Here is a 13,306-nt window from a genome sequence, read left to right on the forward strand (position 1 = left end):
TTATAACCACCCTTAATCTATTTAACTAGTTTAAGTGTACTATCTTCTCCAATCGATTGGCTATGATAATTACTAAAATAGCTTTGATTGTATCACCTGAGATAAATAATAAAGTAGAAAACATGGCCGTTGAAAGTGGCATGGGTGCTTGAATCGCTAACCAGAACGCACCAAATACATCAATAAAAACTGCTCCTCCAAGCCAAACAGAAAGTAAACTAAGTATTAATTGATTCTTAATTTTGCCTTTCAAAACATTCTTGATTAAATTAATTACTAGTGGCGCAAACAACCAAGCCACTAAATAGCCCCCGGTAGCTCCTAAAAATACTACGGCACCACCTAAACCACCGGAAAGGATTGGCAATCCCAAACTTACTAATAATAAAAATATTCCTACTGATAACGTTCCATATCTAGTACCTAGCATGTCACCAGCCATCATTACTCCCATATTTTGTAAGACAATGGGAACTGGAATTAACAAGAGCGGAATTCTAGGCATCAGCCCCATCACAATCGTTAAAGCTGTTATCATTGCTGCTAAAGTCATCATTTTTACTGCACTTTGGTTGCTTCTCTCCATTTTTAAAACCTACCTTCTTTAATTTTGAAACAAATTCATTATATATAATAGTAACCTATTTTTATAAAATAAGGTTACTATTACAGATTTTTTAATCGATTAATTTCAAAATTTTTAGGTCTAAACCGTGTTGGAGATTACTTTTTACTCATAATTTTGGTGTAAGCTATTCCTTTCTTCATTCTTTGACAAAAGCTTTTCAATTGTCACTTCTAAAATTAATGATCTATCCGTTGTACAAAAAAACCGAATTAAAGCAGCATTCAAACTACTCTAATTCGGTTTCGGTTTTTAATTTATTAAATTACATTTCGTTCAAAAGGTTGGTCACTGATACCGTCATCCAAAATCTTTTTCGCCCATTCTTTAGCTGAAAATAGTGAATGATCACGGTAATTACCACAACTGTAGATGTCCGTACCTGGTACATCTTCCCACTTAGTAACATTTGCGATTTCTTCTAGTGCACCCTTCAATGCTTTAGCAACTTCTGTGGTTGTAGGTTCTCCCCAAGCAATCAAATGGAAACCTGTTCGACATCCGAATGGAGAACAGTCGATAATTCCATCCATTCGATCTCGCAATAATCCAGCTAGCAAATGTTCAATCGTATGTAGTCCTGCAGTGGGAATCGCATTTTCGTTTGGTTGAACTAAACGTAAATCGAAATTAGAAATCTTATCGCCCTTATTTCCCGTTTCAACTGTAATTAAACGTACGTACGGAGCCTTTACCTTTGTGTGATCCAATTCAAAGCTTTCTACTTTTGCCATAAAAACATCCCCCTATTCATCGGTATCTATGTCCTATTTTAGACCAACTCGATCCTGATATAAATTAAAAAATTCATTTAAAAATCGTCCTGACTAATGTTATGCATCAAATGATAACTAACCATCATTTTTTGCAAAGGACGGAGATTAACAACGGGGAGGTAACTAGGCATTCTAACCCGATTAAATTCACGTCCAGTTACATCTTGATAGATAGAATATAATAACAAAATACATACAAAAATTAGCGGAAATCCTGCAACCGTACAGATTGCTTGAACGACCTCAAATCCACCTACTATAACAATTCCTAACGAGAAAATAATAAACACGATGACCCAAGCCATTCGATTCCATCGGCTAGGTTGGCGACCATGCGACAAGTCTAGACTGGTGAATGATGAAACAATAAATGCAGAAGAAGAAATCGTCGTTGCTAAGAAGATAAAACATGAAACACAGAAAAGAATTAGCATCAATTTATTCATCGGCAAAGTTGTAATCAATGCTGCTTGAACTGCTGCTTGTCCTTGTGTATTCAAAATGTGCACGATGTTTAAAGTACCTGATTGTTGAAGCCATAGAGCATAGCCCCCTAAAACTGCATAAAATGAAATACAGCCACCGACTCCATAAGTCATCATCCCTAAAACAACTTGGCGAATCGTCTTACCATGCGAGATCCGGGCAATAAATAACCCCATTACCGGCATGTAGGCTAACCACCAACCCCAATAAAACAGGGTTTGATGTTGAGCAAAACCATTGGTGCCAGCATTAGCTTTATTAAAGGAAAGCGCAGTAAAATGTTGCGCCATTAATTTCAAGGTTTGACCTTCTGAGCCCACTAAAAATTTAGTTGGACCAGCTACTAAAACAATTGCTAAGAAAATAATTGCCAAATAAATGTGCCATGCTGATAGTTTTTTAATTCCCTTATTTAAACCTGCATACACGGTTAACGTAAATAAAATCAATAAAATAAAGAATAAAAATAGTTTTAAATAAATCGTATCTTTAATACCTACGATAATACTTAAAACACGTGCAATCACGGGAATTTCCATTCCAATCGAAGAACCAATTCCGCCCATGATCCCAAAAACGACTAAGAAATCAATTAGTTGACGTAAAACTTTTTTGTATAATTGATCGCCCTTCAAGAGGGGAATTACAGTACTTAATCGCATTACTGGAATTTTTTTTACATACATTGTATAAGCAATAGCAATGGTGGCAGTTGCAAACATCATCCATGCCATCGGCCCCCAATTAAACTCGCCCACTACGTTAGCATAGGCAAACGCTTGGGTCGATAATGGCTTCGCGCCAAATGCCGGGTGCTGAAGGTATTGCAATGGATCAGTTGCACTTAACATCAAAATACTTGCATCAATTGCAGTTGCAAAAACCATGCTTCCCCATTGAAAACCACTATAGTCTTTAGCTGGATCAGCCTTTCCGAATCTGATTTTACCGTATTTACTAAAAATCAAAACGATAAAAAACATGAAATTGATGACATAAATTGAGATATACAACCACTCATATTTGCTTGTAACGAATGACAACAACGCGTTCATTAATTGCTGAACGGCTGGGCCGCCTGTGATGAGGATGATTGATACAACCCCAAATAACACCATTGTTGGTAAAAAGACAGCTCGATCGACATTCTTACTGTGTAAGATAAAAAATTCCTCCCATATTTTCAAAAAATTGGTACAAAAAAAGCAACACCATTGGCGTATTAAGTTCACACCTGCATAGCGTTGCTCGATCGGATTGCTCCGAAATTCGTCATACCTGTTACTTTCATGTTACTACTATTAATTTAAATATCAAATTAGGCTAGATTTGTTTGATTACTCTGGCAGGATTTCCCGCAATTACCACATTGTCCCCAAAACTCTTTGTTGCCACTGATCCAGCACCCACGACGACGTTATTGCCCAAAGTTACCCCAGGTAAAACGGTCACTCGTCCTCCAAACCAACAGCTATTACCAATTGTAATTGGAGCACCTAATTCTACATCAGCATTTCTCTTAACGGGATCAAGTGGATGAATAGGAGTATACAGCCCCACGTTAGGACCAAAATAACAGTGTTCACCAATCGTAATTGGACACGTATCAAGGAAAGTCATATCGTAGTTGCCATAAAAATGATTACCAATGTGAATATTCCATCCATAATCAAATTTGAATTCACTCTCGACAAAGAAATCGTCACCTACATCACCTAGTAGTTTTTTAAAGCCACCATTACGTTTCTCATTGTCTGTTTCGTTGTTAATCACTTGTAATTGTTGACGGATGAACTTTCGACGACCAATTAATTCAGCATCAAACTGCTGGTAAGGTTCTCCAGCAGTCATTTTTTCTCGTTCAGTTCTTGTCATATTTACGCGCTTCCTTCTTTAAATTAGCCCTTCTTGTTGCAACCCTGCCTGCGCTACCAAGTTAATAAAATTAAATGGTCGATCGTAGTATGGTTGGAATAACATATCCACAAATGCTAAATCTTTCAGCGTATTTTGATTCTGAATTGCTAAAGACATTGTATTAGCCAATTGAGAAACATTATGTTCACTAAAGAATTGGGCCCCCAGAACTTTTAAACTGTCCTGTTCATAAACAATTATACTGTTTATTTTTTCCGTTGTCGGCATAAATTCTGGACGATAATTGTCCTCATAGCTGATATATTTGACCTTTAAACCAGCATCTAAAGCTCGTTGATAGGTTAAACCGGTAGTAGCTAATGTATAACCAAACAATTGTAAGCCTGATGTTCCTTGCGAACCTATTTCAGGCCAACGATTACCGAAAATATTAATACCAACTAATTTACCTTGGCGAATTGCATTCGTCGCCAATGGGATATAGCTATCTGTATCCGTCGGATTGTAATGTACAGTACGAGCATCTCCTGCCGCGTAAATATCCGGATCAGAAGTTTGTCCATATTCGTTAGTTAAAATTGCACCATTACGACTCATTTTAACCTGCCCCTCTAACAAATTAGTTACCGGGATGAAGCCTTTTGAAACAATCGCTACGTCAACTTCTTCATTTTGATCATGAATGGTAGTAACCAGTAAGGAGTCCTTTTGATCCGTGAATGATGCGACTTTACTATTAAGTTTAACTTTGACCCCGTGATCTTCCAGGATTTCAACTAACATTTTGCTCAGCTGTACATCCACGTAATTATTTAAAATCACATCATGACTATGGTATAAGGTTACTTGACAACCTAAATCAGACAAGCTTTCTGCTAACTCTGCGTTAACATATCCTCCACCAATTAATGCAACTCGCTGGTGGGGTTTTAAAACTTGGTGTAAAGTCTGCGCTTGTTCATAGTTTTTACATAGCATTACTCGTTTATGATTAATGCCTTTAATTGGAGGTAAGGTCACTGCTGAACCCGTGCACATCACTAATTTATCGTAATGTTCACGACGAATACTATAGTCTTCCATGTTTTGTACCAAAATCTCTTTTTGATTTCGGTCAATTTTTAGAACATCATGTCGCAGGTTCACCCGAATTTTTTCTGAACGGAGATCCTCTGCATCATCATACATCATGTCTTCTAGCCGTTTTACGCGTCCATTCAGATACAATGCGATTCCACATGATAAGAAAGAGATATTATTATTACGTTCATAAATATCTACCTCCGTATCCGGATTTTGTCGTAAGATTTCTCTCACTGCTGCTGTACCAGCATGGGTACACCCGATGATTGCTACTTTCATTTTGCCTCCTACTTGTTTTATACTGGACTTACTTGTTAAGAATTTTTTACACGATTCCAGATGCTTTATATTTTAATTTTAGACTGGATTAAGACTTTGTAAATGCTTTAATAAGGAAAATTAGCAAACTAACCACGCCAAATTTCAAGGAGTTTACTTAATGCTTAGATTTTTTATCCAACCGCAGTTAAATACGATTGTTGATTCAGTAATTGGTTACGAGATGCTGATCAAAGAATACCGCGATGGGACCTGGCGAATGCCTGCTTCTTTTTCAGCAATTCCAGCCCATGATATGGCAGAATTACTGATTGCAACTGCTAAAGAATTATCTCTTAAAGTTGGTTCAGTTTCATTTAATGTTGATCGTAACCAAATTCTTGATGATCAACTAATTCACGCTTTAATTGCCGCCCAGACAGTTTTACGTCCAGTTAAATTAATTATCGAATTAATTGAAAATGATGTTAAACCCTCGGTGTCTGATGAGCAATTAATTGAAGTTGTTACGCAATTGAATGACTTTGGAATCCAATTTTGTCTCGATGACGTTGGTAGCGGAATTAATACATGGCCTGCAGTTAAGCCTCTACTACCATACACTCGTGAACTTAAATACGCTCTCCAAAATTATAAAGAGCATTTGAACGAATCTGCCGCTGAAAATCACGTTACCTTTTGGCAAAACCTAGCAACTAAACATCAAATGCGTTTCATTTTGGAAGGTATCGAAGATGATAATGATGATGCTTGGGCCGATTCTATGAATATCGATTTACGCCAAGGATACTACTATGGCCGCCCTACACTAATGAAAATACATCCCGATGATCCCGATTAACTTATGTAAAGAAAAACCGCGTTGCGAGACACAATCGTAACACGGTTTTTTATTTAGTTTCTATTCGATTTCAATTCCGGAAGTCTTTTCACCACTGGCCTTAGGTAAGGTAATTGATAAAACTCCATTATCAACTTTAGCCTTAATATCTTCAGCCTTAACTCTTGGTAATTCGTAACTTCTCCGCATGATACCATAGCTTCGTTCGGTCATCGTAACATTATGCTTTTCATCTTCATGATCAGCAAAACTATCTTTCTTCACTTCCACATTTAGTACGCCATCTTGATAATCCAATTTAATATCTTTTTTATCAATTCCTGGCACATCGATTTTAACTTTGTAATCAGTATCTGATTCACTCACGTCGGTCTTCAATGTTTTTGAGGTTCCATCCCAGCCGTTGTTGAAAAATCCGCGCGATAAACGGTCAAAAAATGGATCCCACATATCATTCCTACGATTCATCATTTCATTAGCCATAAAAACAAAACCCCTTTCTAAATGATTGGTGAAGTTCTTCGCTTCATCCTTACACCTATAATGTTAGTCACATTATAGTATTATGTCAATTACTTTACTCAAGAAAATGTTTTCAATAAAAAAAGACTTACCCAAGAACAAGATATTGTCCATTGCATAAGTCTTTATCTATAATTGTAGATTTAGTTTTCAGTATTGATTCTTTCTGGGAACCAAATCTTAATTTCTTTTTCAGCGCTTTCTACACTATCTGAACTATGAACTACATTCTTAATAGGACCAGGTCCCCAAGCTCTGGCAAAGTCACCGCGAATCGTTCCGGCCATTGCTTCACTCGGATTAGTTGGACCAGCCATTTTACGGAAGGTGTCGATAATTTCATTACCTTCAGCAATAATGGCCACAATTGGACCACTTGTCATAAATTTTTCAATGTCGGCGTAATATGGTTTATCTACTAATTGTGAGTAATGTTGACGTAACTGTTCTTCCGTTGCGTTTACCATCTTTAAGGCTTTGATTTCATAACGACGATTTTCAATTCGTGAAATCACATGACCGATATGTCCACATTGAACTCCGTCTGGTTTAACTAAAATTAGTGATTTTTCTGTACTCATTGGCAAATCCCCCATTGGTTTTATATGCCAATTATATACTAGAGAACGCCTAGTTTACACGTAATATGGAATGTAAGCCTTTTACTAAAAAAATTTTTACTTAATCTTTAACGCCAACGCGTTCAATGCCACAATAACGGTTGAAAGTGACATTAACACCGCTCCAACTGCCGGACTAAGGACGAATCCAATCGGAGCCAAAATTCCAGCTGCTAGTGGAATTGCAAATAAGTTATATCCAGCTCCCCACCAGAGGTTTTGAACCATTTTAGCATTGGTTGCTTGAGCTAATTTCAAGAAGTTCAAGATATCACTTGGATCACTGTGCACAAGGACTACATCAGCGGAATCAATTGCAACGTCCGTTCCGGCTCCAATGGCAATTCCAATGTTTGCTTTAGCAAGGCTAGGCGCATCGTTGATGCCGTCTCCTACCATAATTACTTTTCCTTGTTCTTGATATTTTTCAAGTGCCTTTAGTTTGTCTTCTGGTAATAATTCTCCATGCCATTCATCAATTTGAAGGCTTGCCGCAATTTTTTGCGCTGTTTGTTGGTTATCTCCCGTCAACATTACCGGAATATAACCCAATTGCTTTAGTTCTTTAATAAAGGAAACTGCATTTTCCTTTATTTGGTCACCTTCAGCTAATCCACCTAAAACTTGATTTTCTCTTACTAGGAATGAAACTGAATTACCAGCTGTGCTCCATTTCTCAAAATCATTTGTATCAAACTTAATCTCTTTTTGTTTCAAATAAGAGGCGTTCACAATCTGATACTTCTGACCTTCGATTGTACCTGTTAAACCAATCCCTTTTTGGGCTGAAACATCATGAGCTGTTTTAATTGTTTGCTTCAGCTTTTTAGCTGCTGCTTTAATACCAGTTGCTAAAGGATGATCGGAATGGTCTTCTAAGCTAGCCATCAGTGCTAGAATATCATCTTGGTTTAAATCGTCAGCATAACTCTTAACTGCGTTAACCGTGAATTTCCCTTCTGTTAATGTACCAGTTTTATCCATTAGGACGTATTTAACTTTTTTAGCTTCTTCAATCGATTGACGGTTACGAACTAGTAAACCATTGGTGGCCGCAATACTGGTACTTCGTGCAACTACTAATGGAATTGCTAGACCTAAAGCATGCGGACAAGCAATAATAAAGACCGTCACCATTCGTTCAAATGCCACATCCAAGCCTTGTGGTAACCAAGCCACAAACGCAATCACACCAACAATTAGAGCCGCATAGAATAACCATGAAGCTACTTTATCAGCCAAACTTTCAGCTTTGGATTTAGATTTTTGAGCGTCACTAACTAACTTCATTACTTGTGATAGATAGCCACTTTCGCCAGTTCCAGTAACCTTAACTTCGATAACTCCGTCTCCGTTAACTGCTCCACCAATTACTTGACTACCTTCTTTTTTATCGATTAAACGTGCTTCACCAGTTACTAAAGATTCATTTACTTTAGTTGAACCTGAAACTACGTCACCATCAGTTGGAATTTGTTCTCCTGCAAGTACGCGGACCGTTTGGCCAACTTCAACATCGCTCAAATCCATATCCATGACATGATCTCCATGCAAAACATGCGCTTGACTAGGTAAAAGTGCGACCATTTTTTCAACTGCAGAGCCTGCCGCCATCACTGAATTCATTTCTACCCAGTGCCCTAGAAGCATAATTACAATTAGTGTTGCAAGTTCCCAAAAGAAGTCCATTACATGACCGCTAGGATTAATCCATTGATTCATTATAAATGCATAAAGCGAATAGCCGTATGCTACGGTAATTCCCATCGCAATTAAAGTCATCATTGCGGGTGCTTTTGATTTTAACTCACTGACTGCCCCAGCCAAAAAAGGCTTACCCCCATAGAAGAATAAGAAGGTTGCTAAGATTAAGACAATATAATCAGAACCGGTAAAACTAATCGGCAATTTCAAGTCACCAATTCTAAAATCCATTCCCATAAATGGCGATAATAATAGAATTGGAATAGTAGCAATTAAGCTTACCCAAAATAATTGTTTTAGATTCCCCATGTGCATCATATGTCCATCGCCCATGTCATGCATATCGTGCATGTCATGTTGATGTCCACTCATCTCATGATGCATCTGGGAATGATCCATTTTTGAATGGTCCATGTGCTCTTCATTCATTTGCTTATGATTCATGTTACATATCCTCCATCTTACAATCCATATCACAGTTTTCTGGCAAACAATTACAGCTCACCTTATCCGGTGCTGTTTGTGCCTTTTCCTCCAACTTACCAATTAACATTTGAATGTCACTTTTAGATAATTCAATTTGATCAATCAAATTAGCTAAAGTAGTCCCTACCTTATGTTGGCAAAGATGGACAAAAAGGGATTTAGAAGCATTATCCATTGCAACTTGTTCTTCAATCATGGGCTGATAAATAAATTCTCGTCCATTTTTACTGGTTCTTAAAGCCCCTTTTTTTACTAATCGCCCTAAATAAGTTTTAGTGGTGGAAGCTTTCCATCCCAACTTCTCTTCCAAAATTTCGATAATTTGATGACTCGTAGCCTTTTGGAGCGTCCATATTACTCGCATTGTTTCCCATTCTGATTGACTAATTTCAATTTCATCACTGGTATTCAAACTATACCCTCCAATCTGTTTACAAATGTAATCTTTAAATATAGACTACATTTGTAAACTTAAAAAGTCAAGAAAAAAGACCTCGATTTCCATCGGGTCTTAATTAATTAAGATGAAGTTTTAATTTTATTCTAGATTAGTTCTTGAGCGTTGAATGATAATAATAGCTATGATAACTAATACTGCACCGATTAATTCTACGACGTTAAAAGGATGGCCTAGGAATAGTAAACTCAACACAAAAGTCACGACCGGCTGGACAGCATCCAAAATACTTACAACGGCAGATGGAGCAAATTTCAAACTGTGTAATAAAGCCCAGAAAGGTAAAATAGTTCCCACTAGAATTACCGTTGCCATTGAAAGCATTAACTGTGGTGTCAGAGCTGGTGTATCTACCCAAACTGGTTGATGAATATTAAATAATATACTACCGATAATTAGTGCCCATCCTAAAACAATCATTGGAGGATGGTTTTTAGTTACTGGTTTAGGAAGTACAACATAAAATGCAGCTGTAATTCCTGAAAGAATTCCCCAAATCAATGCTTTATTAGAAATAGCTAGTTCATGGATGTTTCCATGTGTTATTGCCAAGAAAACACCTGCCATTGCGATTACGAAAGCAATCACATCGCTTCGCATCGGGCGAACACGCTGAAATACTAAGCTCCCCAAAACAATAAATAAGGGGCTTAAATACTGAAGAATGGTTGATGCTGACGCATTACCTTCTTGAACACTAATATAGAAAGTTAATAAATTAGCCATTAAACCAAAAATAGCATACGCTAACAACCATAAAACGGTTTTAACTGATTTAAAAACATCAAAAATTTGCATCCGATACTTAATAAAACTGATAACAATTAATACTAAACCAGCACCTAATGTTCTAGCAGATAAAAACCAGGAAGCTGGAATACTCTCTCCTTGAGAAATAACTTCCAATACCGTTCCAGAAATTCCCCACATACAAGACGCTAAAAGGGCCCAAAAAATTCCTTTACCAATATGCTTGTTCAAAACTTCTTTTTCCATCAAAAACCTCACATACATTTTTCTAATATATTTAAGTATACCTAAAAAGTTATAGGCTATAAAGTATATTCGTGTCACATTTCCTAACACCGTGTATTTTTTTGCTAATATAAAAAAACAGGAGTAATCTCCTGCTTTTATTACATTTTGATAATTATTCAGTTGTTCCCTTAATAATTTCAAGGATTGAGTTAATGTGTTCTAGAGTTTTAACAAAGTCGTCTTTTCCGAATTTGCTAGCAACCACATCAAGCATTTCTCTAAAAATACGGTCATTTTCCTCATATAAATCGATTCCTTTTTGAGTTAATTTGAGGTATTTTTTTCGACGATCTTGTTTATCATTATTTTGTTCGACTAGGCCAAGGTCCAATAAAGTTCCAATTTTTCTTGAAATGGCACTCTTGGTAACCTCTTGCGCATCAGCGATTGAGCTCAATGTAATTGCTTCACCATCAGCTTGCTTAATAAAATGCATAATCATGAACATATCGAAAGATACTTGTGGATCTGACATTTTACTTTCTAAAAGCGTACCGATTAGTTTTATACTTTTGTTATACGTTTGAGCAATAAACGTAATATCAGCTTGTTTCATTTTCTTCCTCCCGATTCTAGCTTTCCCAGCCGTTTACATAGTTAAATATTAACAGACTCACAGAACTTGTCAACGCAAATATTAATTATTGATGACATATCGTGTTCTTTTGTTCACTTACTTTTAATGAATGACCCTTTAAAACGAGTAATTGTTCTACTAATACTTATTTTAAAACAATTGTGAAGGTAATATCAAATTCATATTAAAACGTTTTAACCCTTCATACTAAGAAACTATGATACTTTACCCATATCATAGCTTCTGATAATCCTAATATAATTTACTTACTTGTTCTTGGATAGCATCATGATTTAAAAACTCATCATAAGTTGTTTCAGCACGATCAACCGAACCTTTATCAGAAACTTCGATAATATGATCCGCAATTGTTTGAATAAACTCATGATCATGCGAGGTCATGATAATAGAACTCTTGTAACTAGTCAATCCCTCATTTAATGCGGTAATTGATTCCAAATCTAAATGATTGGTAGGGTCATCTAGGATTAAAACATTAGCCTTGCTCAACATTGTTTTTGAAATCATGCAGCGGACTTTTTCTCCACCAGAGAGTTTAGTAACATTTTTTAGTACATCTTCCCCTGAGAAAAGCATCTTACCTAGAAAACCGCGGAGAAAAGTATTATCACTTTCTTCTTTAGGTGCATATTGGCGTAGCCATTCCAAAATATCAAAACGATCGTCTTCAAAATAACTGTTAATATCACGCGGAATATAACTACGTTCAGTAGTTTGTCCCCAAGTTACTGAACCGCTATCTGGTTCCATTTCTCCAGCTAGAATCTGCATCAAGACTGTTGTAGCTAAGTCATTTTGACTCAAAATTGCTGCCTTCTCACCAGGGCGAACGGTGAAAGTAATATTATCTAGAATTTTCACACCATCAATTGACTTGCTAACCTTGTCCACCCGAACAAGATCATTACCTAATTCGCGGGCTGGTTCAAAACGAATAAAAGGATATTTACGTGAAGAAGGTTTGATATCGTCTAAAGTAATCTTATCTAATTGCTTCTTACGGGAAGTGGCTTGTTTAGATTTTGAAGCATTAGCACTAAAACGAGCAACGAATTCTTGTAATTCTTTGATTTGTTCTTCTTTTTTAGCATTAGCATTTTCACGAAGACGTTTGGCTAAAGCACTAGATTCCATCCAGAAATCATAGTTACCAACGAAAAGTTCAATCTTACCAAAGTCGACATCACACATCATCGTACAAACCGAGTTTAAGAAGTGACGGTCATGGGATACAACGATTACGGTATTTGGAAAGTCAGCTAAGAAATCTTCTAACCAACTAATTGATTTTGGATCAAGTCCGTTAGTAGGTTCATCTAAAATCAAAATGTCTGGTTTCCCAAACAAAGCTTGTCCCAAAAGCACTTTAATTCGTTGACCTTCGGTTAATTCGCTCATCTTACTGTCATGCAGACTTTCGTCAATGCCTAGCTGTTGAAGTAATTGTGATGCTTCTGCTTCAGCATTCCAACCATCCATTTCAGCAAATTCAGCCTCTAAGTTAGCAGCTTTCATCCCATCTTCTTCAGTAAAATCCGCTTTAGCATATAAAGCATCCTTAGCTTGCATTACTTCGTATAACTTTTTATAACCTTGAATTACAGTATTCATTACGGTAAATTCTTCAAAAGCATAATGGTCCTGATTTAAACTCGACATCCGTTCATTAGGCGAAATACTAACGTTACCAGAAGTTGGTTGAAGTTTACCTTCTAATATTTTTAAAAATGTTGATTTACCAGCACCATTAGCTCCAATAATTCCGTAACAGTTGCCGGGAGTGAATTTTAAATTAACATCGCTATACAATTTACGGTCAGAGAATTGCATGCTCATATCATTTACAGTTATCATTTAGTTCCTCCATTTTGTAGACAAAAGAAAAAGAGGCAAAACAATGTCTTGTCCCAATT

The 13,306-nt window shown here is 36.7% G+C and carries 13 protein-coding genes; 1 reads left to right on the forward strand and 12 read right to left on the reverse strand.

The annotated features are described in order from the left end of the window. Nucleotides 1-25 precede the first annotated feature (25 nt). From PEPE_RS07960 to PEPE_RS07980, 5 genes are all read right to left on the reverse strand, one after another. Nucleotides 26-586, reverse strand: a complete 561-nt coding sequence (locus tag PEPE_RS07960) for a biotin transporter BioY (RefSeq protein WP_011673778.1) — start codon at nt 584-586, stop codon at nt 26-28. 299 nt (nt 587-885) lie between these two features. Beyond that, a complete protein-coding gene (locus PEPE_RS07965) occupies nt 886-1,359 on the reverse strand; it encodes an S-ribosylhomocysteine lyase (protein WP_002832935.1) in 474 nt (157 codons plus the stop codon). Nucleotides 1,360-1,436: 77 nt separating this feature from the next. Then, nucleotides 1,437-3,005, reverse strand: coding sequence for a BCCT family transporter (locus PEPE_RS07970; RefSeq protein ID WP_002832934.1), 1,569 nt, complete (start codon nt 3,003-3,005; stop codon nt 1,437-1,439). A gap of 205 nt (nt 3,006-3,210) precedes the next feature. Further along, nucleotides 3,211-3,762, reverse strand: coding sequence for a sugar O-acetyltransferase (locus PEPE_RS07975; protein ID WP_011673779.1), 552 nt, complete (start codon nt 3,760-3,762; stop codon nt 3,211-3,213). An 18-nt stretch (nt 3,763-3,780) separates the two neighbouring features. Further along, complete coding sequence (locus PEPE_RS07980; protein ID WP_002832932.1) at nt 3,781-5,127, reverse strand: FAD-dependent oxidoreductase; 1,347 nt, start codon at nt 5,125-5,127, stop codon at nt 3,781-3,783. Between the two features lie 160 nt (nt 5,128-5,287). Here PEPE_RS07980 and PEPE_RS07985 point away from each other — a divergent pair, with 160 nt between their 5' ends. After that, nucleotides 5,288-5,968, forward strand: coding sequence for an EAL domain-containing protein (locus PEPE_RS07985; protein WP_011673780.1), 681 nt, complete (start codon nt 5,288-5,290; stop codon nt 5,966-5,968). A gap of 60 nt (nt 5,969-6,028) precedes the next feature. Here PEPE_RS07985 and PEPE_RS07990 read toward each other — a convergent pair whose 3' ends face one another. From PEPE_RS07990 to PEPE_RS08020, 7 genes are all read right to left on the reverse strand, one after another. Next, nucleotides 6,029-6,451: an Hsp20/alpha crystallin family protein gene (locus PEPE_RS07990; protein WP_002832930.1), complete on the reverse strand. Its 423-nt coding sequence runs from the start codon at nt 6,449-6,451 to the stop codon at nt 6,029-6,031. Nucleotides 6,452-6,633: 182 nt separating this feature from the next. Continuing rightward, entirely contained in the window at nt 6,634-7,071 is a 438-nt protein-coding gene (ndk, locus tag PEPE_RS07995) for a nucleoside-diphosphate kinase (protein ID WP_011673781.1), read from the reverse strand. A gap of 96 nt (nt 7,072-7,167) precedes the next feature. Beyond that, nucleotides 7,168-9,258: a heavy metal translocating P-type ATPase gene (locus PEPE_RS08000; protein ID WP_011673782.1), complete on the reverse strand. Its 2,091-nt coding sequence runs from the start codon at nt 9,256-9,258 to the stop codon at nt 7,168-7,170. 1 nt (nt 9,259) lies between these two features. After that, nucleotides 9,260-9,712 carry a CopY/TcrY family copper transport repressor gene (locus PEPE_RS08005; protein ID WP_011673783.1) on the reverse strand — a complete coding sequence of 151 codons (453 nt, stop codon included), beginning with the start codon at nt 9,710-9,712 and terminating at the stop codon, nt 9,260-9,262. Between the two features lie 126 nt (nt 9,713-9,838). Next, a complete protein-coding gene (locus tag PEPE_RS08010) occupies nt 9,839-10,753 on the reverse strand; it encodes a DMT family transporter (RefSeq protein ID WP_011673784.1) in 915 nt (304 codons plus the stop codon). 154 nt (nt 10,754-10,907) lie between these two features. Then, nucleotides 10,908-11,351 carry a MarR family winged helix-turn-helix transcriptional regulator gene (locus PEPE_RS08015; RefSeq protein WP_002832925.1) on the reverse strand — a complete coding sequence of 148 codons (444 nt, stop codon included), beginning with the start codon at nt 11,349-11,351 and terminating at the stop codon, nt 10,908-10,910. Between the two features lie 273 nt (nt 11,352-11,624). Continuing rightward, nucleotides 11,625-13,247 carry an ABC-F family ATP-binding cassette domain-containing protein gene (locus PEPE_RS08020; protein WP_011673785.1) on the reverse strand — a complete coding sequence of 541 codons (1,623 nt, stop codon included), beginning with the start codon at nt 13,245-13,247 and terminating at the stop codon, nt 11,625-11,627. Nucleotides 13,248-13,306: the final 59 nt, after the last annotated feature.

It is taken from the genome of Pediococcus pentosaceus ATCC 25745, from assembly GCF_000014505.1.
GTDB classification, from domain to species: Bacteria; Bacillota; Bacilli; order Lactobacillales; family Lactobacillaceae; genus Pediococcus; species Pediococcus pentosaceus.

What these genes read in the sequence shown, in the direction of transcription:
- PEPE_RS07980 (WP_002832932.1), bottom strand. Translation starts at nt 5,127, where the DNA reads ATGAAAGTAGCAATCATCGGGTGTACCCATGCTGGTACAGCAGCAGTG.
- PEPE_RS08020 (WP_011673785.1), bottom strand. Translation starts at nt 13,247, where the DNA reads ATGATAACTGTAAATGATATGAGCATGCAATTCTCTGACCGTAAATTG.
- PEPE_RS08000 (WP_011673782.1), bottom strand. Translation starts at nt 9,258, where the DNA reads ATGAATCATAAGCAAATGAATGAAGAGCACATGGACCATTCAAAAATG.
- PEPE_RS07990 (WP_002832930.1), bottom strand. Translation starts at nt 6,451, where the DNA reads ATGGCTAATGAAATGATGAATCGTAGGAATGATATGTGGGATCCATTT.
- ndk (WP_011673781.1), bottom strand. Translation starts at nt 7,071, where the DNA reads ATGAGTACAGAAAAATCACTAATTTTAGTTAAACCAGACGGAGTTCAA.
- PEPE_RS08015 (WP_002832925.1), bottom strand. Translation starts at nt 11,351, where the DNA reads ATGAAACAAGCTGATATTACGTTTATTGCTCAAACGTATAACAAAAGT.
- PEPE_RS07960 (WP_011673778.1), bottom strand. Translation starts at nt 586, where the DNA reads ATGGAGAGAAGCAACCAAAGTGCAGTAAAAATGATGACTTTAGCAGCA.
- PEPE_RS07975 (WP_011673779.1), bottom strand. Translation starts at nt 3,762, where the DNA reads ATGACAAGAACTGAACGAGAAAAAATGACTGCTGGAGAACCTTACCAG.
- PEPE_RS07970 (WP_002832934.1), bottom strand. Translation starts at nt 3,005, where the DNA reads ATGGTGTTATTTGGGGTTGTATCAATCATCCTCATCACAGGCGGCCCA.
- PEPE_RS07985 (WP_011673780.1), top strand. Translation starts at nt 5,288, where the DNA reads ATGCTTAGATTTTTTATCCAACCGCAGTTAAATACGATTGTTGATTCA.
- PEPE_RS07965 (WP_002832935.1), bottom strand. Translation starts at nt 1,359, where the DNA reads ATGGCAAAAGTAGAAAGCTTTGAATTGGATCACACAAAGGTAAAGGCT.
- PEPE_RS08010 (WP_011673784.1), bottom strand. Translation starts at nt 10,753, where the DNA reads ATGGAAAAAGAAGTTTTGAACAAGCATATTGGTAAAGGAATTTTTTGG.